At 64.1% G+C, this 19,259-nt stretch carries 19 protein-coding genes; 6 read left to right on the top strand and 13 right to left on the bottom strand.

Features of this window, described 5'->3' with window-relative positions; all coding sequences use genetic code 11:
* Positions 1-3: 3 nt before the first annotated feature.
* A complete protein-coding gene (gene rhaI / locus ACIQC5_RS19485) occupies positions 4-1,170 on the bottom strand; it encodes an L-rhamnose isomerase (protein ID WP_400286157.1) in 1,167 nt (388 codons plus the stop codon).
* The gene (locus ACIQC5_RS19480) at positions 1,167-1,571 is read right to left on the bottom strand and encodes an L-rhamnose mutarotase (protein ID WP_400286155.1); all 405 of its coding nucleotides are present in this window, start codon (positions 1,569-1,571) and stop codon (positions 1,167-1,169) included. The genes rhaI and ACIQC5_RS19480 overlap by 4 nt, the downstream gene beginning before the upstream one ends.
* A gap of 128 nt (positions 1,572-1,699) precedes the next feature.
* On the opposite strand from ACIQC5_RS19480, the gene ACIQC5_RS19475 reads away from it, so the two are divergent.
* A complete protein-coding gene (locus ACIQC5_RS19475) occupies positions 1,700-2,716 on the top strand; it encodes a LacI family DNA-binding transcriptional regulator (protein WP_400286152.1) in 1,017 nt (338 codons plus the stop codon).
* A gap of 78 nt (positions 2,717-2,794) precedes the next feature.
* On the opposite strand, the gene ACIQC5_RS19470 is transcribed toward ACIQC5_RS19475, so the two are convergent.
* The 7 genes from ACIQC5_RS19470 to xylA all read right to left on the bottom strand — a co-directional run bounded on the left by ACIQC5_RS19470 (position 2,795) and on the right by xylA (position 11,582).
* Complete coding sequence (locus tag ACIQC5_RS19470) at positions 2,795-3,691, bottom strand: aldose 1-epimerase family protein (RefSeq protein WP_400286149.1); 897 nt, start codon at positions 3,689-3,691, stop codon at positions 2,795-2,797.
* Entirely contained in the window at positions 3,688-5,208 is a 1,521-nt protein-coding gene (araA, locus tag ACIQC5_RS19465; protein ID WP_400286147.1) for an L-arabinose isomerase, read from the bottom strand. Before araA ends, ACIQC5_RS19470 begins: the two co-directional genes overlap by 4 nt.
* Before the next feature lie 42 nt (positions 5,209-5,250).
* The gene (locus ACIQC5_RS19460; RefSeq protein ID WP_400286144.1) at positions 5,251-5,958 is read right to left on the bottom strand and encodes an L-ribulose-5-phosphate 4-epimerase; all 708 of its coding nucleotides are present in this window, start codon (positions 5,956-5,958) and stop codon (positions 5,251-5,253) included.
* A complete protein-coding gene (gene araB / locus ACIQC5_RS19455; protein ID WP_400286141.1) occupies positions 5,955-7,688 on the bottom strand; it encodes a ribulokinase in 1,734 nt (577 codons plus the stop codon). Before araB ends, ACIQC5_RS19460 begins: the two co-directional genes overlap by 4 nt.
* 135 nt (positions 7,689-7,823) lie before the next feature.
* Positions 7,824-8,807 carry a LacI family DNA-binding transcriptional regulator gene (locus tag ACIQC5_RS19450; protein WP_400286244.1) on the bottom strand — a complete coding sequence of 328 codons (984 nt, stop codon included), beginning with the start codon at positions 8,805-8,807 and terminating at the stop codon, positions 7,824-7,826.
* 70 nt (positions 8,808-8,877) lie between these two features.
* Entirely contained in the window at positions 8,878-10,308 is a 1,431-nt protein-coding gene (locus tag ACIQC5_RS19445; protein WP_400286139.1) for a xylulokinase, read from the bottom strand.
* A gap of 86 nt (positions 10,309-10,394) precedes the next feature.
* Positions 10,395-11,582, bottom strand: a complete 1,188-nt coding sequence (xylA, locus tag ACIQC5_RS19440) for a xylose isomerase (RefSeq protein WP_400286137.1) — start codon at positions 11,580-11,582, stop codon at positions 10,395-10,397.
* Between the two features lie 143 nt (positions 11,583-11,725).
* Here xylA and ACIQC5_RS19435 point away from each other — a divergent pair, with 143 nt between their 5' ends.
* The 5 genes from ACIQC5_RS19435 to ACIQC5_RS19415 all read left to right on the top strand — a co-directional run bounded on the left by ACIQC5_RS19435 (position 11,726) and on the right by ACIQC5_RS19415 (position 15,536).
* Positions 11,726-12,931: an ROK family protein gene (locus ACIQC5_RS19435; protein WP_400286134.1), complete on the top strand. Its 1,206-nt coding sequence runs from the start codon at positions 11,726-11,728 to the stop codon at positions 12,929-12,931.
* Between the two features lie 184 nt (positions 12,932-13,115).
* The gene (locus tag ACIQC5_RS19430; RefSeq protein ID WP_400286132.1) at positions 13,116-13,643 is read left to right on the top strand and encodes an alternate-type signal peptide domain-containing protein; all 528 of its coding nucleotides are present in this window, start codon (positions 13,116-13,118) and stop codon (positions 13,641-13,643) included.
* Positions 13,644-13,706: 63 nt separating this feature from the next.
* Positions 13,707-14,327 (top strand): hypothetical protein, encoded by a 621-nt coding sequence (locus tag ACIQC5_RS19425; protein WP_400286129.1) that lies wholly within the window; start codon positions 13,707-13,709, stop codon positions 14,325-14,327.
* Positions 14,314-15,015, top strand: coding sequence for a signal peptidase I (locus ACIQC5_RS19420; RefSeq protein ID WP_400286126.1), 702 nt, complete (start codon positions 14,314-14,316; stop codon positions 15,013-15,015). The genes ACIQC5_RS19425 and ACIQC5_RS19420 overlap by 14 nt, the downstream gene beginning before the upstream one ends.
* Positions 15,012-15,536, top strand: coding sequence for a hypothetical protein (locus ACIQC5_RS19415; protein ID WP_400286124.1), 525 nt, complete (start codon positions 15,012-15,014; stop codon positions 15,534-15,536). The genes ACIQC5_RS19420 and ACIQC5_RS19415 overlap by 4 nt, the downstream gene beginning before the upstream one ends.
* A 20-nt stretch (positions 15,537-15,556) precedes the next feature.
* Here the strand turns inward: ACIQC5_RS19415 and ACIQC5_RS19410 are convergent, their stop codons facing one another.
* From ACIQC5_RS19410 to ACIQC5_RS19395, 4 genes are all read right to left on the bottom strand, one after another.
* Entirely contained in the window at positions 15,557-15,745 is a 189-nt protein-coding gene (locus tag ACIQC5_RS19410) for a hypothetical protein (RefSeq protein ID WP_400286121.1), read from the bottom strand.
* Between the two features lie 237 nt (positions 15,746-15,982).
* Positions 15,983-16,825, bottom strand: coding sequence for a sugar phosphate isomerase/epimerase family protein (locus ACIQC5_RS19405; RefSeq protein WP_400286119.1), 843 nt, complete (start codon positions 16,823-16,825; stop codon positions 15,983-15,985).
* Positions 16,822-18,036 carry a dihydrodipicolinate synthase family protein gene (locus ACIQC5_RS19400; RefSeq protein ID WP_400286117.1) on the bottom strand — a complete coding sequence of 405 codons (1,215 nt, stop codon included), beginning with the start codon at positions 18,034-18,036 and terminating at the stop codon, positions 16,822-16,824. The genes ACIQC5_RS19405 and ACIQC5_RS19400 overlap by 4 nt, the downstream gene beginning before the upstream one ends.
* Positions 18,036-19,205, bottom strand: a complete 1,170-nt coding sequence (locus ACIQC5_RS19395) for a Gfo/Idh/MocA family protein (RefSeq protein WP_400286114.1) — start codon at positions 19,203-19,205, stop codon at positions 18,036-18,038. The genes ACIQC5_RS19400 and ACIQC5_RS19395 overlap by 1 nt, the downstream gene beginning before the upstream one ends.
* Positions 19,206-19,259 lie beyond the last annotated feature (54 nt).

Below are 19,259 nucleotides of genomic sequence, written 5' to 3'. Positions count from 1 at the left end.
GCTTTATGCGCCCCATCCGGCTTGCTGGCCGCCTGCGCGGTCTTCGTTGATCTTCTTCTGGTAACCGCTGGCCTTGTAGGCGGCCATCGGGTCGGCGGGCAGGCCACGGGATTCGCGCCACTCGGCCAGGACCGGGCGGACGTCGGTGTAGAAGGCGTCGTTGAAGATACCGTTGGCGGCCAGGACATCGCCGGCACGCTGGGCTTCAGCCAAGGCTGCGGTGTCCACGAGCAGCGCGCGGGCCGTCATTTCCTGGACGTTGAGCACCGAGCGGATCTGGCCCGGGATTTTCTCTTCCAGGTTGTGGCACTGGTCCAGCATCAGGGCGACGCCGGAATCCTTCCCGAAGCCGCCGCCGCGGATGACCTCGTGCATGATGCGGAACAGCTGGAACGGATCAGCCGCGCCGACAATCAGGTCATCGTCCGCGTAGAAGCGGGAGTTGAAGTCGAAGGAACCGAGCTTGCCCAGGCGCAGGAGCTGCATGACGATGAACTCGATGTTGGTGCCCGGGGCGTGGTGGCCGGTATCCAGGCAAACAAACGCCTTCTCGCCGAGGGCCAAGGTTTGGGCGTAGGACGTACCCCAGTCCGGAACATCGGTGTGGTAGAAAGCGGGCTCGAAGAACTTGTACTCCAGGACCAAGCGCTGCTCGTCGCCGAGGCCTGCGTAGATTTCCTGGAGAGACTCGGCGAGGCGGTCCTGGCGACCACGGATGTCGTCCTGGCCCGGGTAGTTGGTGCCATCTGCCAGCCAGATCTTTAAGTCCTTGGACCCGGTGGCGTGCATGATCCCGATGCACTCAAGGTGGTGGTCGATCGCACGGCGGCGCACGGATTCGTTGGACGAGGTCAGGGAGCCGAACTTGTACTCGTCATCCTGGAACGTGTTGGAGTTGATGGTGCCCAGCCCAACACCCAGGCCGGCGGCGTATTCGCGCAGTGCCGAGTAGTCATCAACTTTGTCCCACGGGATGTGCAGGGCGACCGTGGGGGCGAGGCCGGTCAGCTCGTGGACTTTGGCGGCGTCGGCGATCTTTTCCTGGACGGTGCGCGGTGTACCCGGGGTGCCGAAGACCTTGAACCGGGTCCCGGAGTTTCCGTAGGCCCAGGACGGCACTTCAATGGCCAGTTCCCCGAGACGGCTCAAGGCCGATTCTGTGGTGTTCATGATTGTTCCCTTTGATGTCCGGTGGTGTCTGTAAGTACTTGGGTGGCGGTGCTGGCCGGCGAACTCGCGCTTACGGCGGCCAGTTGGTCCTCAAGGTTGAAAACTTCTTCGACGATCTCGAATCCTTGGTCCGGCGGGAGTTCGCTGTTCGCGAAGAGGGTGGCCATCTCTGCCTGCCAGCGGGCGTTCACGTCCGTGACGGCCATGCGCGCCTGGGCTGCCTCGTAGTCTTCGCATTCCAGGTATCCGATCAGTTGGCCGTCGGGAGCGAGGAACAAGGAGTAGTTGTTCCAGCCGGCATCCTTCAGTGCCGTCAGCATTTCCGGCCAGACGGCGGCATGGCGCTGCCTGTATTCGGCCATCAATTCCGGCTGGACCGCAGAGCGGAAACAAATCCTCATGTGTGAATCTCCCGAGGTCACTCGTCTTTGAATCGTTTCATTTGTTACGATTCAAATTACCCTCGAAACGAGGAGGGTGTCAAGGCGTTTCATCCACATTGAATTCAAGTCACCGGAGAACGGAAAGCATGTCCCAAACAGCGAGCATCAAAGACGTTGCCACCCACGCGCAGGTAGCTGTGGGCACTGTTTCCAACGTGCTGAACTACCCGGACCGCGTGTCGCAGAGGACCAAGGAGCGCGTCCTCAAGTCCATCGCTGAACTCGGCTTCGTCCGCAACGACGCTGCCCGCCAGCTCCGTGCCGGGCAGAGCCGGACCATCGGCCTGATTGTGCTCGACGTCGGAAACCCGTTCTTCTCCTCAGTGGCCCGCGCCGCGGAAGATGCCGCGACGGCCCTCGGAAGCGTCGTGTTGGTGGGTGACAGCGGCCAGGATGCCTCCCGGGAAGCCCACTACATGGATCTCTTCCAGGAACAGCGCGTTCAAGGCTTGCTGATTTCGCCGGTGGGTGATGTCACGGAGCGCATCGATACGCTCCGTGAACGCGGCGTGCCTACCGTTCTGGTGGACCAACTCGCGGATGAGGACCGTTGCAGTTCAGTCTCCGTGGATGACGAAGAAGGCGGATATCTTGCCGCCCGGCACCTGCTGGACACGAGCCGCCGTCGTCTGGCATTTGTTGGTACCCCATCCATCCGCCAGGTGGCCCACCGACTCAAGGGCGCGCAGCGTGCTGTGGCCGATGTGCCAGGAGCATCCATTGAAGTGCTCGACTCCGCGGGACAGACAGTACTGGCAGGCAGACAGGTGGGCAACAAGTTGGTGGAACGCTCGCCGGAGGAGCGCCCCGAGGCCGTGTTCTGCTCCAACGATCTGCTGGCGCTAGGCGTCATGCAGTCGCTGACCATGTTGCGGACTGTCCGGATCCCTGAGGACATTGCGCTCATTGGCTATGACGACATCGACTTCGCGATTTCCGCCGTCGTACCTCTGTCTTCCATCCGCCAGCCCACGGAAGCGCTCGGGCGAACGGCGATCGAGCTGCTCGCCGAAGAGCAGGACAGCGGCGGCACCAAGCACCGCGCCGTCGTCTTCACGCCCGAGCTCGTAGTCCGCCAAAGCACTGCCGGCGCGGGTAGTTAGCCCGCCTCACCCAACTAGGTCGCAGTAGTGCGCGTTTTGAGCGTCCAAAACGCGCACTATTGCGACCTAGTTGGGTAGCTACAGGGCGTAGATGCTCCACCGCGCCGCGTGCGACGCGCCGGGCTCCAGCCGGATCAGGTTCGTACCGCTGTTGAAGGCGTCGGGTGGGCAGGTCATGGGTTCCACGGCCAGTCCGAGTCGACCCGGAATCGGGGCGGGCTTGTCAGCCGTGTGGATTTGCAGCCACGGGCAGCTTTCGTCCCAGGACATTCCGACGCCGGTGCCCGCCGGGTCCCGCAGCGACAGCCGCGCCAGTCCGCCGTCGAACGCTATTCCCGTGAAGGCGTGGTCGATCTCGGTGCTGCCGATGGCCCGGGCGGAACGGAAATCGTAGGCGTGACCGTCCACGGCTGCCACGGCAACAGGCAGCAACCTGTCCGGGGTGACCTCAAGGAACGAATCCGCCGGGAAATCGAGCACCCACTCGTCCAGCGGCGCAGATCCTGCCACGAGGTACGGGTGCGGGCACACGCCGTAGGGGGCTGCAAGATGGCCGGTGTTCCGGGCCGTCACCGTGGAATGGAGCCCAGCGTCGTCCACCACGTACCGAACCGAGAGCTCCAGGACAAAGGGGTACCCGGCAGCGGGACCCACCACGCATGTCAGGGTGAGGGAACCGGCGTCGTGCTCTTTCATGGTCCAGTCGAGCGGAAACGCGAGCCCGTGCAGCGAGGTCTGCCGCTCCGGTTCGTTGACGGGCAACTGCTGCCCGACGCCGTTGAACGTGTAGTGACCGTCCGCGATCCTGTTGGGCCAGGGCGCCGCAATGATGCCCCGGTAGTCGGGGATCGGCTCGCCGGCGGCGAAAGGAACCACAAGGTCGCGGCCCTCGAACTGCAAAACCCGCAACGCCGCAGCCCGCGCGGTGATGACGGCCGTGTAACCGCCGGCACTCAACGTGAATTCAGCGCTCACAGGCCGCCAGCCAGTTTGTAGTAGGCGGCGTTCCAGTTGAGTTCTTTCTTGAACTGTTTGATGGTGGTGCCCTCGTCGATGGTCAGGAGTTCGGTTTTGGCGATGTCGGCGAAGTCCTCGAACACGTCCAGACCCACCTGCGTGGACAATACCGTGTGGTGCGCTGCGCCGGCGGTCAGCCACGCGGCCGCCGACGTGGCGAAATTCGGCTTGGGCTCCCACAGCGCGCGGGCCACCGGCAGGTTGGGTAGCGGCTGGTCAAGGTCGACGACGTCAACGACGTTCGCGACCAGACGGAACCGATCGCGCATATCGGACAGCGCGACGACGATGCCTGGGCCGGCGTCGGTGTCGAACACCATGCGCACGGGATCTTCCTTGCCGCCGATGCCCAACGGGTGGATCTCCACCCGGGGTTTCTTGGCGGTGAGCGACGGGCAGACCTCGAGCATGTGCGCGCCCAGGATCTTCTCCGAGCCGGGCTCAAGGTGGTACGTGTAATCCTCCATCAGCGAGGCGCCGCCAGGCAGGTCACCGCCCATGACCTTGGCGGCGCGCACCAGGATGGCGGTCTTCCAGTCGCCCTCGGCGCCGAACCCGTAGCCGTCGGCCATGAGGCGCTGGACTGCCATGCCGGGAAGCTGACGCAGCTCGCCCAAGTCCTCGAACGACGTCGTAAACGCTGCCGAACCGTTGGCTTCGAGGAAGCTGCGCAGGCCCAATTCGATCCGCGCGCTGTACCGGAGCGACTCGTGGCGGTGGCCGCCTGCTTTTAGCTCGTCAACAACCTCGTAAAGGCGCTCGTACTCGGCTACCAAGGCGTCGACGTCGGACTCTGCGGCGCCGTGGACGGCGTCGGCGAGCTCATTGACGGACCAGGTGTTGACGGAGACACCGAAGCGCAGCTCAGCTTCGGTCTTGTCGCCTTCGGTGACTGCGACGTTGCGCATGTTGTCGCCAAAGCGCGTCAGCTTCAGTGTGCGGACGGCGGCCCAACCGGCCGAAGCGCGCTGCCAGACGCCCACCTGGCGGGCGACCTCGGGATTGCTGACATGCCCGACGACGGTCTTGCGCGGCACGCCGAGGCGCGACTGGATGTAACCGAACTCGCGGTCGCCGTGGGCTGCCTGGTTGAGGTTCATGAAGTCGAAATCGATGTCAGCCCATGGCAAGTCGCGGTTCGCCTGGGTGTGCAGGTGCAGCAACGGCTTGCGGAGCAGGTCCAGGCCTTGGATCCACATCTTGGCTGGGCTGAACGTGTGCATCCACGCGGTTACGCCGATCACGGAATCGTCCGCGTTGGCTTCCAATGCGGTGCGGCGGATGGCGTCGGAATCGGTGAGCACGGGCTTCCACACGAGCTTGACGGGAACGTCGCTGTTGGCATTCAGGGCTGCAGCGATTTCCTGCGACTGTGCCGCGACCTGCTTGAGGACATCCTCGCCGTAGAGGTGCTGGCTGCCGGTGAGGAACCAGACCTCGTAGTGGTCCAGGGAAGTGTTGTTGGCGGTAGGCATTTTCAAGGCTCCTGTGTTTGTCGGCGCGAAAGCGGCGTCGCGTTAGCGGCCGTAGACGTTCTGGTAGCGGTTGTAGAGGGATTCGATCTTGGCCTGATCGATGGCCTGGGGTTCGCCAAGTTGTCGTGAAATATGGACCGTCCGGGCAACTTCTTCGCACATCACGGCAGCTTTGACCGCGGAACGGGCGTCCTTGCCGATGGTGAAGGGGCCGTGGTTCTGCATGAGCACCGCTGGGGAGTGGGAGTTCTTCAGCGTCTCCACAATGCCCTGGCCGATCGAGTCATCCCCGATCAGCGCGAAAGGGCCCACGGGAATGGGTCCGCCGAACTCGTCGCCCATCATGGTCAGGACGCACGGGATCTCTTCGCCGCGGGCCGCCCAGGCAGTGGCGTAGGTGGAATGGGTGTGCACCACGCCGCCCACCTCCGGCATGTGCCGGTACACGTAAGCATGGGCTGCAGTGTCCGACGACGGGGAGAGGGCCGGGTTGCCCCAGTCCACAGTGCCGCCTGACCCGGTATTCGTCCCCCGGACCGGGATTCCATAGAGGTCGGTGACCACCATGTTCTCCGGTGTCAGAGCGTCATAAGAGAGGCCCGACGGTTTGATCACCATGAGGTCGTAGCCGGGGATCCTGCCGGAGACGTTCCCCGCAGTCCAGACCACCAGCCCGTAACGAGTGAGCTCGGCGTGGAGGTCACAGACTTCGCGGCGGACCCGCGCGATGGTTTCCAGGAGGGTGCTCATGCGTTGACTCCTTCCGCGATTTCCGCCATGGTTGCAGCGTTCTTGGCGGTCGCTTCGTGTACCGCCCGCTGGATCGCCTTCAGCCGGTGCATGACCCCGTTGGCGCCGCGGCCGAAGTAATCGTGCAGGGTCCGGTATTCCTGGAAGAGTTCTTCGTAGGCGGCGACGTTTTCCGGGATCGGTGTGTAGATGGCGCCGGGTGCGGAGGCCATGGCAGCCGCCGCCGTACGAATGTCTGTGTACTTGCCGGCGGCCACAGCGGCGTGGATGGCCGAGCCGAGTGCCGGACCCTGACCGGATCCTATAGTGGAGAGTTGCAGGCCGGTGATGTCCGAATAGATCTGCATCAGAAGCTCGTTCTTCAAGAGGCCGCCCGCGACGATGAATTCCTTGACCGGGACACCGGAATCGCGGAAGGCGTCAACGATGGTTCGCGTGCCGAAGGCCGTGGCTTCCAGCAACGCCCGGTAGGTGTCCTCGGGTTTCGTTGCCAGGGTCTGGCCCACTACAACGCCCGAGAGTTCGTGGTCCACCAACACCGAACGGTTGCCGGAGTGCCAGTCGAGAGCGATCAGGCCGTGCTCGCCGATTGCCTGCAGGGAAGCGAGTTCGGTGAGGTATTCGTGGATGCCCAGGCCCTTTTCGGCGGCGGCCTGGTGGTACTCCGGCGGGACGCCGTTCTTGGTGAACCAGCCGAAGATGTCTCCGACCCCCGACTGCCCGGCTTCGTAGCCCCACAGCCCGTCCACGATCCCGCCGTCCACAACACCGCACATGCCGGGGACTTCCCTCAGGACGTCGCCGTTCATCACGTGGCACGTGGACGTACCCATGATCGCGACGAGCTGGCCAGGTGCAACGGCATTGGCCGCGGGAGCGGTGACGTGGGCATCGACGTTGCCAACCGCGACGGCGATCCCCGCCGGCAGCCCGGTCCAAGCCGCGGCCTCTGCTGTGAGGTAACCGGCGGCGTCGCCCAAGCGGCCGATGGTGTGCTCCAGTTTTTCTGCCACGAAGTCCTTGAACGCAGGGTTCAGCGCCGCCAGGAAGTCCTCGGATGGGTACTTGCCGTCCTGGAAGATGCCCTTGTAGCCGGCAGTGCACGCGTTGCGTACGTAGCTGCCGCACAGCTGCCAGACGATCCAGTCGGCCGCCTCGACCCAGTGGTCCATGACGTTGTAGACCTCGGGGTCTTCCTCAAGCAACTGGAGGCCCTTGGCGAATTCCCATTCCGAGGAGATCAGGCCGCCGTAACGGGGAAGCCACGCCTCGCCGCGTTCTTCGGCCAATGTGTTGATGCGGTCCGCATGGGGCTGCGCAGCATGGTGGCGCCACAGCTTCACGTAAGCGTGAGGGCGGTCCGCGAAGCGTTCCAGTTCGTTCAACGGAGTGCCGTCCGCCGTGGTCGGGACCATGGTGCAGGCGGTGAAGTCAGTGGCGATTCCCACCACGTGCGCGGGGTCGATTCCGGCGTCGGCGACTGCGGCTGGTACCGCATTGCGCAGGACGTCGCGGTAATCGTTGGGCACCTGGAGCGCCCAGTCCGCGGGGAGTCGCTGGCCAGTCCCGGGAAGCTTCTCCGAAATGACGGCGTGCGGGTAGTCGAAAACGCCGCTGCCCAGTTCGGCGCCATCAGACACACGGACCACGACGGCACGGCCGGACAGCGTGCCAAAGTCGACACCGATGACGAACTGCTCGTCGAGCGGGAGGTTTTCAGAGGTATTCATGGGTCTCCATCCGGCTGGCCAGGGCCTCATTGCCGGGGGTCGGGGTGGAAGGTGAAGTAGGTCTGATGCAATTGTGAGCGCTAACAATTTTGATGTCAACACTACGTCACATCGAACCGTCGCTCATGGTGTGGGTTAGCTGGCGAGGCGTGTCGTCGTGGCCCGAACCACCAACCGCGGGGTGACCGTGGCGGTGGCGCCGGAGATGCCGTTCTCCAGGCGATCCAGCAGAAGGTCGATGCAGCGCTGGCCGAGTTCCTCGAAGTCCTGGGCAACTGTTGTCAGTGGAGGGATGAAGTAGGCAGACTCAGGCTGGTCATCGAAACCCACCACGCTGATGTCACCGGGCACCTGGATGCCCGATTCGTTGAAGGCCCGCAGGACGCCCAGCGCCATTTGGTCGTTCGCGACGAACAGTGCGGTGACCGAACGCTCGGCGGCGATCTTCAGGCCTTCCCGGTAACCGCATTCGGCACTCCAGTCACCCTCCACCAGTGGGCCCACAGGAACCCCTGCGCCATCCAGGGCCTCGCGCCAGCCCTCAATGCGGGCGGCGGCGTCAATCCAATCAGCAGGCCCGGACAGATGACCAATGCGCTGGTGTCCGAGTTCCAGGAGGTGTTGGACTGCGAGCCGGGCGCCCTCCCGTTGGTCCACGGTGGCGCCGCTCAGATGCTCATCACCGATTGAACCCACGGCCACCAAGGGCAACGGCGCGGTGAGCTCCCGGAGGACCTCGAAGGTTCCCGGGTGTGGAACGATGACCACTATTCCGTCCACACCTTGGTCCATGAAGTGGGCTACGGCGTCCTTGATGGTCTCGGGTGTGACTCCCCGCAAGCCGGCGACGCTGACAAAGTAGCCTGCGTCCCGCGCTGCCTGCTGCACTCCGAGGAGTGTATGCGACGGTCCGTATTGCGCCATCTCACTGCCGAGGACCCCTATGGTCTGGGATCGTCGCGTCACCAGGCTGCGGGCTGCAATGTTGCGACGATATCCGAGCTGCGTGATCGCCTGCTCCACGCGCTCGCGGGTCTTTGAACTCACGTTGGGGTGATTGTTCAAAACACGCGAAACGGTCTGGTGCGAGACGCCTGCCACGCGGGCCACGTCCTCCATGACGGGAGGCCGGTGTTGTGCGGATTGTTCAGTGGTCACCTTGTCACGATAGAGCACGGGCCCCGGGTGTTCAGTCTTTGGCGGCCCTCGCGGCGTAGCTGCGGTACCTCGAGAGGAATGCGGGAGGCCCTGACGGGGACTCCGGTGCAAAATCCAGTCCGGCAATGGGCCAGTCCGGGAGGTGTCCGGTCAGCACGCCCGCTGCCTGGCGGGCGGCGCCGTCGGCTACATACTCGCCTGGCGACGGGATGAAGACCGGCAGGCCGAAAACGTTCGCAGCGATCTGCTGCACTGCCGTCGATTGCGCACCTCCACCCACCATGATGATGCGCCGCGCCGCAACGCCCTGCGCCTGCAACGCGGACAGGCCGTCGGCCAGCGAGCAGAGCACACCTTCGACGGCGGCCCTGGCCAGGTTTGCGGGCGTGAAGTTGGAGACCGTGATGCCATGGAGCGAGCCTGTGGCATCGGGAAGGTTGGGCGTCCGCTCGCCCTCGAAATATGGCACGAGCGTCAGTCCGTCAGCGCCGGGCTGGGCGGAAATCGCCAGGTCACCGAGTTGCCGCAAATCCACGCCCAGCAGTTCAGCCGTGGCATCGAAAATCCGGGTGGCATTCAGCGTACAAGCGAGCGGCAGGTAGTGGCCGGTGGCGTCAGCGAACCCGGCGACCAGCCCGCTGGAATCACGTGCAGGCACCTCGGACACGGCAAACACGGTGCCGGACGTCCCGATGGAAATGACAACATCCCCGACTGCGGCGCTCACGCCGAGGCCCGCCGCCGCGTTGTCACCCGCTCCTGGCCCGATAAGGGCCCCGCCCGGCGTCTTGCCTGCAGCTTCAAAGGGTCCGACGACGGTTGGCAGCACCGGGACATGTCCCAGTGTGCTCCTCAGGACTTCGGTCAAGTACTCGCCCGAAGTTGCGGAGTAGTAGCCGGTTCCGGAGGCATCCGAACGGTCGGTGCGCAGGAGTTCCAGCGATGCAGGGCCTGTTCCCGGACCGTGGCCTGCCAACCGCCATGACAACCAGTCGTGGGGCAGGCAAACGGCGGCAGTGCGCTGGGCGTTTTCGGGTTCGTTCCGTGCCAGCCAGCGAAGTTTTGTGGCGGTCAGGGAAGCTACCGGCACAGTTCCCGTCGTTGAAGCCCAGTGTGCCGCTCCCGCTGTGGCGTCCCCACCACCAGCCTCGAGGATCAATTCCTCGGCATCTCCAGCGGACCGGGTGTCGTTCCACAGCAGGGCTGGCCGGACCACGTTTCCGGAGGAGTCGAGGCAGACCATTCCGTGCTGTTGGCCCCCCACTGAAACGGACTCGACGTCGTCCAGGCCTCCCGCGTGAGCAATTGCTTCCTGGAGGGCTGTCCACCAGTGGTCTGGATGAACTTCCGTACCTTCGGGGTGCGACGCGCGGCCCTGGCGGACCAAGGCACCCGTGGCGGAGTCCCGGATGACCACCTTGCAGGACTGGGTAGAGCTATCGATCCCGGCTACGAGAGGCATGCGTTTGTTCCTTCGGGGGAGCGTCACCGGACCCGGCAAGAATATGCGAGGGCCCGGCGACGGAAAAGCGGTGGTTGGATTCGGACTTAGCGGGCGCCGAGCAGGTGCTCGATGGCCAACTGGTTGAGGCGGACGAAGGCGAACGAGCGCTCGCTGGCCTGATCGGCGTCGAACGTGTCGAAAGCGCTGGCGTCAGCCAGCAGGTCTGCCGTGGTTTCGCCCGCGTTCAAGGTGGGCTCGCCGAGCTCGAAGACACCGGACGTGGCGAGGGCTTCCTGAACCTCAGGGTCGGCGCGGAAAGCGAGGGCACGTTCCTTCAGCAGCAGGTACATGGACATGTTGGACTTGGCTGACTCCCAGACGCCGTCGTAGCCATCGGTGCGGGAAGGCTTGTAATCGAAGTGGCGCGGGCCTTCGTACTTGGGTCCGCCGTTGGGGAAGCCGTTCTCCAGGAGGTCAACGGTGAAGAAGGCGCTGGTGAGGTCGCCATGGCCGAAGACGAGGTCCTGATCGTACTTGATGCCACGCTGGCCGTTGAGGTCGATGTGGAAAAGCTTGCCGGCCCACAATGCCTGGGCGATGCCATGGGTGAAGTTCAGGCCTGCCATCTGCTCGTGGCCGGTTTCCGGGTTGAGGCCAACGATGTCGCCGTGTTCAAGCTGGGCGATGAACGCGAGGCCGTGGCCCACGGTTGGCAGGAAGATGTCGCCGCGGGGTTCGTTTGGCTTGGGCTCCAGGGCAATGCGCAGGCCGTAGCCCTTCTCCTTGATGTAGCCGGCGGCGGTGTCCACGCCTTCCTTCATGCGGTCCAGTGCTGCTGACAGATCCTTGGAGCCGTCGTATTCGCTGCCTTCGCGTCCGCCCCACATCACGAAGGTTTCGGCACCCAGTTCAGCGGCGAGGTCGATGTTGCGCAGGATCTTGCTCAGCGCAAAGCGGCGGATGGACCGATCGTTCGATGTGAAGCCACCGTCCTTGAACACGGGGTGGCTGAACAAGTTGGTGGTGACCATGGGCGTCTTCAGGCCGGTCTCGGCCAAGGCTGCCTTGAAGTTCTTGAGGATCAGCTCGCGCTCGGATGCGGAGGCGTCGAACGGAATCAGGTCATTGTCGTGGAACGTGATGCCGTACGCGCCGAGTTCGCTGAGCTTGTGGACGGCTTCAACGGGGTCCAGGGCCGGGCGGGTTGCTACACCAAACGGGTCCGCACCGGTCCATCCGACGGTCCAAAGGCCAAAGGTGAAGCGGTCCTGGGGAGTTGGCTGCGGGGTCATTGTTGCTCCTTTGCAAAGCGGTGGGGAGGGCGTCGAAGAAGACCGCTCCAATTAGTTTTCAATCTGAACTATATGGGGGATGATGGATCATGGTCAATGGAAACCAGCAGGAAATCTTTCAAGCCCGTGAGGAGGCTGCGAGAGTGAATGAGCAAGCTGCCCCGGGGCGCGTAGGCGATGTCCGCCGTCGAAATCTTTCGCTCGTGCTCGATTCGATCGCCCGCACACCCGAAGCCAAGCCCAGCCGCGCGCAGCTGGCGGCCGGAACAGGCCTCACCAAGGCCGCTGTTTCCAGCCTGGTGGCCGACCTCGTGGAATCCGGGCTCGTCTCCGAAGTTGGTCTCTATCGCGACGGTGAGCGCGGGCGGCCCGGTCAGGGCCTCGAGCTCAGTGCCCAACGCGGCGTTGTGGGAATGGAAATCAATGTGGACTACCTCGCCGTGGGGCTCGTGGACCTCGGCGGCAACCTGAGGTTCCACTCAACCGTCGAGTCCCGCAACCGGGGGCTGGCTCCAGAGACGGTCATGGAGCGGCTCGGACGTTTGGCGGACGAAGCGAAGAGCGCGGCTGCCGCAGGCAACATCACCATTCTTGGCGGCGGACTGGCCGTCCCGGGCTTGGTGGACGAGCAGCACAGTGTTGTGCTGTCGGCGCCAAACCTCCACTGGGACCATGAACAGCTGAATCTGCGCGCCTTGTTGGAAGGCGCGCCGCTGGGCGTCCGGCTGTCCAACGAGGCAAACAGCGCCGCCCTCGGCGAGCTTTGGTACGGTGCGGGCCGGCCGGATTTCCTGTACGTCTCAGGCGAGGTTGGAGTTGGCGGCGGCGTCATCATCGGGTCGGAGCTCTACACCGGGCCGGGTGGATCCGCAGGCGAGCTCGGGCACATCGTGGTTAACCCGGACGGACCTGCTTGCTCGTGCGGCGGGGCCGGTTGCCTGGAAACGTTCGCCGGCCAGGAGGCCATTTTCGAGGCCGCCGGCATCCCCGACGCCCCGCTCAATGAGCGCACGCAACTGCTCCTCGCCGCTCTGGCCGCCGATGAGGCGCAAGCCACCAAGGCAGTTCACGACGCCGGACGGTACCTGGGTGTCGCGCTCGCCTCTTCTGCCCGCTTGATGGACATCGAAGCGGTTGTGCTGGGCGGTCACTTTGCGTTGCTGGGGGAGTGGCTCAGGCCCGCATTGCTTGCCAGCCTGGATCGCTATGCGCCCGGCCTGCTGGACCCGGAGAACCTGACGGTGTCCGCCTTGGAGCACTCCGGAACGCTGCTGGGCGCTGCCGGCAAGGTCATCCGGTCCGTCATTGAATCGCCCTTCGAATTCTTGTTGGCGAGCAGGCTGGCCTAGCCACGGCGTTGCCCTTCTTGCGGACTTTCTTACAAGGAAGACGGGAAAAGTGCCCCTGAGCTGGGGCTTTCCTTCGAAAAAGCTTGAGCGAACCTTGAGCTAGCGCCGCATTGAGTCTTGAGGCGGACCCGTAAAAGTAATGGCAGGCACAAAGCCGGAAACAAATACGGAAGTAGGTCTCCCTGTGAAGAACAAGACAATGCTCAAAGGTGCAGCAGCCATCGCTCTCGGTGGAGCTCTGCTCCTGGGCGGCGGAGGAACGCTGGCCTGGTGGAACGCAGCAGACTCCGCTGCAGCCGGTACCATCGTCGCCGGTGATCTCAATGTAGAAGCTGCGGCCGGCGTCTGGACGGACCGGGCAGGCAGCACCATCGACATCAGCACATACCGGGTGGTTCCGGGCGACCTGCTGACCTACACGCAGGACTTGGACGTCACGCTGGAAGGCGACAAGATGGCTGCCAACCTGGTGGCTGAGCGCACCGGTGCAGCCGACGGATTCGATCCCGCCAGCGTTACTGTTTCCGCCCCGACGCTCACTGTTGGCGGTGAAGCAATCGAGAACCCGCTGACCACCTCACAGCACGTCACCGCCAGCATCACCTTCGAGTTCAAGTCCGGCACCACGGCCCGCACCGACGTCGGCTCCAGCGTGGACTTGGGTACGGTGGCCTTCACCCTCCAGCAGATCCAGCAGCCCGGCCTTCAGTAGTCGTTGCCGGCAAGACGCGGCGAACGCTCAGCAACAGCAGAAAACACAGCAACAGGAGTGGCATTGAGGATCCCCAGGAGCATCAAAACGGCTGGCCTTATGGTCGCAGCCGTGCTCCTGGGCCTCATGGCCGTCCAAGGTACGTACGCGCTTTGGTCGGCAACGGCGATAGCCCAGCCGGGAACCGTGCAGGCATCGGCCTTCACCGTCAACCTGACGGGGAGCCCCTCCACCACCACCGTACCCATGACGGTCAACGGTCAAGCCACCACTCTGGCATTGACTACCGCGCAGGCCCCCTTGGCGGACCTTGTCCGCGGCGGCTCCGTTTTTACGTCAATCAGCATCGGAAACGCGAGCGACGCCGGAGGGGCCTTTGACATCACGGTCACCGCAACGGCGCCAACACTCAGCGACGTCGCCGGCGGGAGCTTGGCCAGCTACCTCAGTGTCAGCGTGGGAAGTGCGGCTTCGCCGGCCACCTGCGGGTCGTCCACGGGCTACCAGCCCCTGACCGCAGCAGGCTTCGAGTCATCCATCATTGCCAAAGGGGGAACCGGGGTGCTCTGCTTCAAGGTCACCCTGGACCCGGCCGCCCCGGCCAGCGTCGAAGGACATTCCGTGACAATCACCATTCCGCTGCACGCTCGTCAGAATTGTGGGGTTCCCAATGGTTGCGCCTAGCAGTCTCAAAACTCGCGACACCGCTGCAGAGCAGATCCCGGAAGAGACTCCAGGACAGGCTCCCGCAGAACCGTTTCCTGCCGAACCGGTCCCGGCAACCACAGCCGCTGCCGAAGTTGCCGCCGTAGACCAGGCGTCCGCGGAACCGGCATCCAACGTCAGCTGGCTGGGCCGCATTGGCCGGGGACTCGGCGTCGTACTTCTTTCCATCGCCATCCTGGCCGTCACGGTGCTGATCGTGGTGCCGCGGGCCACCGGCTCGCAGACTTACTCGGTGCTGACAAGCTCCATGGCGCCTAAGTATGCCCCCGGCACGTTCTTGGCGGTGCAGCCGGTGCCCTTTGATGAACTGAAGCTCGGCGATGTTGTCACCTATCAGATCCAGTCCGGTCAGCCCGGTGTCATTACGCACAGGGTTGTGGGATTCGGCTTCCTTCAGACGGGCGAGAAAACCCTCACCACCAAAGGTGACAATAACGACGTCGCGGATCCGGAGCCCGTGCGCGAAGTCCAGATCCGGGGCAAGCTGCTCTACGCCGTGCCAGTGGTGGGATTTGTGGCGAATGCGCTGGGAAACAGCGACCGTTCGCTCTGGTTGGCTGTGGGGGCGGCGGGGCTGATCGGCTACGGTGGGTTCACGATGTTCCGGGGAGCCAAGGCTGCACGGAAGGAAAGGCGCGTCGCGTGAGAAGGGACAACCGCCCCTCGGCCATGGCATGGGCAGTGGGAGTATTTTGCCTGACTGTGCTGGTGGGCCTTGGCGGGACTTCGGCTTTTGGCCTGTGGGAACAGAGCTCCACGGCAACCATGACAGTCCGCGCGGCAGTGACCACGCCAACCCCGACCCCAACGCCAACCCCCACACCGACGCCCAGCTCGAGTCCGGCTGCTTTGACGTTGACGTGCACACAGGTCAACACCGGAACGGTCAGGATCGGGATCAGCGGCTCAACCTCCCCCGTTGCGTTGTCCATTTCGGCGAAGCCGGTTGGTGGTTCCTACGGGCTCCCCGTGCCGGTGTTGCCGGCAACAGCATCCTCGGTAGACCTGACGCCTCTTAGCCCCGTCATAGTGGCGGCATTGGGGATCAACCTGAACCGCGACGTCGTGGTCAAGTTAACGGCCCTGCAAGCGAACGGCACAACAATCAATGGCGAGTTTTCCATCGTGAAGTTCCACGGCAACGGTAAATTCGCATCCTGCCCGTAGCGGCCGGGAGCAGAGTCAACTCATGCATCTGCCTGGCGGGCATGATCGGCATCGTGCCACCAGCCTTCCCAGGCGCTGGACTGCAACGTGCTGGTGGGGAAGGCGGAGGTTGCGCCAAGCCGGCGATCCTCGGAGTTGTCGAATCCGTCAGAGCCGCCGCTGTGACGGCTGGCATCGATGAAAAAGTTAAGGGTCTTCAAAAGCAACATGGTGGTGTCCTTTCACTGGTGGCTTGGACGTCTTTGTCCAGGTGAAACCAGCGTAGGTGGCCAATGTTTCCTTGCATCGACGCAATGTTTCCGCTTTGTACCACTTATCTAACATGGGCAGTCCGCGATTTGAGGCGGAAACAAAAAGCGGGTCCCTGCCGTGACCTTGGCAGGGACCCGCTGACTTTGGAGTGATCCTCCCGCGGAGCTTAGGGCATCCGCGGGAGGAGCACGTTGTTACGCAAACGGGAGGACGAGCTCCGCGTAGCGCTGCTTCATGGTCTCCAGGACGGCGTCACCATCTGCGTCCCAGATCTCCTGGTTGAAGATCTCAACCTCGATGTCGCCCGTGTATCCGGCGTCGCGGACCCAGGTGCCGATCGTCGCGAAGTCAATGACGCCGTCGCCCATCATGCCGCGGGATAGCAGCGCGTCTGAAGCGATCGGCAGGTTGAAATCACATACCTGGTAGGAGGCAATGCGGTTTTCGCGGCCGGCACGTTCGATCTGCGCCTTCAGTTCCGGGTCCCACCAGACGTGGAAGGTGTCGACGGCGACGCCAACCGCCTTCGCGTCGTACGGCGCGGCGAGATCCAGGGCCTGGCCAAGGGTGGAGATGAGCGCGCGGTCGGCGGCATACATCGGATGCAGGGGTTCCAGCACCAGCCGTACACCGTTCTCAGCAGCGAACGGAACGAGCTCCTCGAGCCTGTCCGCCACGCGCTGGCGGGCAGCGACCACATCCTTCTCACCGGGAGCAAGGCCGCCAACCACCAGGAACAGTTCCTGGGTGTCCAGGGCTACTGCTTCACGGACGGCCTCGAAGTTGTCAGCCAGTGCGGCGGCCTGTCCTTCGGCATCGGCTGCCGTCAAGAAACCGCCGCGGCACAGCGAGGAAACGCGGAGTCCGGCGTCCTTGATGAGCTTGGCAGCTTTGTCCAGCCCAGCCTCGGCCACACGGTCACGCCATGGCCCGATCGCGGGGATGCCCGCGCGGGCGCAGCCATCTACGGCCTCGGCCAGGGTCCACCTTTTGGTGGTGGCGCTGTTGAGGGAGAGTCGTGAGAAATCCGGGCTCATGCGCCTACCCCGTTAATCCGCAGGAAGTCCGACATCCGGAAGGCCGCCAGCGACGGGTCCTTCAGCAAACCGGCCTGATCAGCCAGTTCGAAGGTCTTGGTCAAGTGCAGGACCGAGCGGCCTGAGTGCAGGCCGCCCACCATCTGGAAGCCGGGCTGCTTGCCGTTGAGCCAGGACATGAACGCGATACCGGTTTTGTAGTAGAACGTGGGTGCGCTGAAGATGTGCTTGCCGAGCTCACGGGTGGAGTCCAGGATGGCGCGCGCTTCCGCAGCGTTTCCGGCGTCGTACTTCTGCAACGCCACCGAAGCGGCCGGGTAGATGGCCGCGAAGATGCCCAGCAGGGCGTCCGAGTGGTGCGTGTCGTCGCCGTCGATCAGCTCCGGGTAGTTGAAGTCGTCGCCGGTGTAGAGACGAACCCCTTCAGGGAGTGCGGCGCGCAGGGCAACTTCGTGCGAGGCATCCAGCAGCGAAACCTTGACGCCGTCAACCTTGTCCGAGTGCTCGCGGATCAGGCTGAGGAACGTTTCGGTGGCGACTGAAACGTCGTCGGAGCCCCAATAGCCGGCCAGCGCGGGGTCGAACATGGTGCCGAGCCAGTGCAGGATGACGGGCTGGTCAACTTCCTGGAGCAGTGTCGAGTAGACGTGCAGGTAGTCATCGGCGCCATTGGCGACCTTGGCCAGCGCGCGGGACGCCATGAGGATGACCTTGGGGCCGGCCTCACTGACGACGGCGATCTGCTCGCGGTAAGCGTCGATGACGGCTTGGATGCCCGCAGCGCCCTCGGGAAGGGCTGCGATGTCCAGCTGGTCGGTCCCGGCGCCACAGGAAATGAGATCGCGAACGGACTTGCCGGCCGTGGCAGCGTTTCCCGCAGCCACCACGGAGGCGGCCTCGGCGCCCGAGCGCTTGATGAGCTGCTGCGTGGCGGCCCAATCCAGGCCCATGCCGCGCTGCGCCGTATCCATGGCGTCAGCAACGCCCAAACCGTAGGACCACAGTTCGTGCCGGTAGCCCAAGGTGGCGTCCCAGTCGAGCTGCGCCGGTGCGCCGGGGGTGTTGTCCGCGGCGACCTCGGGGATGACGTGGGCAGCGGCGTACGCGCGCCGGGCAGTCAGCGGAGCGCTCGGCTTGGCCCATGCAGTGGCAGGCCGAAGGCGGTACTCGCGGGTGCCGCCGTCGTTTGTAGGAAGAATCAGTGACGTCATTAGAGGGTGATCTCCGGGATGTCGATGGTGCGGCGCTCTGCCGAGGACTGCAGGCCGAGTTCGGCGAGCTGCACGCCGCGGGCGGCGGAGAGCAGACCGAAACGGTGCTCCCGGCCGGCGACGACGTCGCGCAGGAATTCTTCCCACTGCAGCTTGAAGCCGTTGTCGAGGTCAGCGTTGGCCGGGACTTCCTGCCACTGGCTGCGGAAGGATTCGGTGACAGGCAGGTCCGGGTTCCAGACGGGCTTGGGGGTGTGGGCGCGCTGCTGTGCAACGCACTTGTTCAAACCGGCGACGGCGGAACCGTGCGTGCCGTCGATCTGGAACTCAACCAGTTCGTCGCGGTAGACGCGGACGGCCCAAGAGGAGTTGATCTGGCCGATGACCTCGTCGCCGCCCGGGGTCTCGAGTTCGAAGATGCCGTAGGAAGCGTCGTCTGCGGTGGCCTTGTATTCCTTGCCGGCCTCGTCCCAGCGTGCGGGGATGTGTGTGGCGGTCTTGGCGTTGACGCTCTTGACCTTGCCAATGATGCCTTCCAGGACGTAGTTCCAGTGGCAGAACATATCCGTGGTCATTCCGCCGCCGTCTTCCTTGCGGTAGTTCCAGGACGGGCGCTGGGCTGCCTGCACGTCGCCTTCGAAGACCCAGTAGCCGAACTCGCCGCGGATGGAGAGGATGCGGCCGAAGAAGCCTTCGTCCACGAGACGACGCAGCTTGACCAGGCCCGGGAGGTACAGCTTGTCGTGCACCACGCCTGCGGTGACGCCGGATTCCTTGCCGATCTGTGCGAGCTCGATTGCTTCTTCCAGGGTCTCTGCCGTGGGCTTCTCGGTGAAGATGTGCTTGCCGGCGCGCATGGCCTTCTTCAGGGTGGCGGCGCGGAGGCTGGTCATGGAAGCGTCAAACACGATGTCCACCGTGGGGTCGGCGATGACGGCGTCCAGGTCGGTTGACCACTCGGAGACCTTGTGGAGTTCGGCGAGCTCGCGGATCTTGGCTTCGTTGCGGCCAACCAGGATTGGTTCCACCTGAACCTTGGTGCCGTCTTCAAGGGTGAAGCCGCCGGCATCGCGGATGGGGAGGATGGACCGCAGCAGGTGCTGGCGGTAGCCCATACGGCCGGTGATGCCGTTCATGGCGATGCGGATCGTCTTTGTTTCGTAGCCCATGTTTTCTCCAGGTCCTTGTGTGCCGGCCGCGTCGTTCCAGCGGCCGGTGTTTGC

Source organism: Paenarthrobacter sp. NPDC092416 (assembly GCF_044755025.1).
GTDB lineage: Bacteria > Actinomycetota > Actinomycetes > Actinomycetales > Micrococcaceae > Arthrobacter.
Note: the sequence above shows the minus strand (reverse complement) of the source record. Positions and strands in the feature narration are given on the sequence as shown.

What these genes read in the sequence shown, in the direction of transcription:
- rhaI (WP_400286157.1), bottom strand. Translation starts at nt 1,170, where the DNA reads ATGAACACCACAGAATCGGCCTTGAGCCGTCTCGGGGAACTGGCCATT.
- ACIQC5_RS19480 (WP_400286155.1), bottom strand. Translation starts at nt 1,571, where the DNA reads ATGAGGATTTGTTTCCGCTCTGCGGTCCAGCCGGAATTGATGGCCGAA.
- ACIQC5_RS19475 (WP_400286152.1), top strand. Translation starts at nt 1,700, where the DNA reads ATGTCCCAAACAGCGAGCATCAAAGACGTTGCCACCCACGCGCAGGTA.
- araA (WP_400286147.1), bottom strand. Translation starts at nt 5,208, where the DNA reads ATGCCTACCGCCAACAACACTTCCCTGGACCACTACGAGGTCTGGTTC.
- ACIQC5_RS19460 (WP_400286144.1), bottom strand. Translation starts at nt 5,958, where the DNA reads ATGAGCACCCTCCTGGAAACCATCGCGCGGGTCCGCCGCGAAGTCTGT.
- araB (WP_400286141.1), bottom strand. Translation starts at nt 7,688, where the DNA reads ATGAATACCTCTGAAAACCTCCCGCTCGACGAGCAGTTCGTCATCGGT.
- ACIQC5_RS19450 (WP_400286244.1), bottom strand. Translation starts at nt 8,807, where the DNA reads ATGGAGGACGTGGCCCGCGTGGCAGGCGTCTCGCACCAGACCGTTTCG.
- ACIQC5_RS19445 (WP_400286139.1), bottom strand. Translation starts at nt 10,308, where the DNA reads ATGCCTCTCGTAGCCGGGATCGATAGCTCTACCCAGTCCTGCAAGGTG.
- xylA (WP_400286137.1), bottom strand. Translation starts at nt 11,582, where the DNA reads ATGACCCCGCAGCCAACTCCCCAGGACCGCTTCACCTTTGGCCTTTGG.
- ACIQC5_RS19420 (WP_400286126.1), top strand. Translation starts at nt 14,314, where the DNA reads ATGGTTGCGCCTAGCAGTCTCAAAACTCGCGACACCGCTGCAGAGCAG.
- ACIQC5_RS19410 (WP_400286121.1), bottom strand. Translation starts at nt 15,745, where the DNA reads ATGTTGCTTTTGAAGACCCTTAACTTTTTCATCGATGCCAGCCGTCAC.
- ACIQC5_RS19405 (WP_400286119.1), bottom strand. Translation starts at nt 16,825, where the DNA reads ATGAGCCCGGATTTCTCACGACTCTCCCTCAACAGCGCCACCACCAAA.
- ACIQC5_RS19400 (WP_400286117.1), bottom strand. Translation starts at nt 18,036, where the DNA reads ATGACGTCACTGATTCTTCCTACAAACGACGGCGGCACCCGCGAGTAC.
- ACIQC5_RS19395 (WP_400286114.1), bottom strand. Translation starts at nt 19,205, where the DNA reads ATGGGCTACGAAACAAAGACGATCCGCATCGCCATGAACGGCATCACC.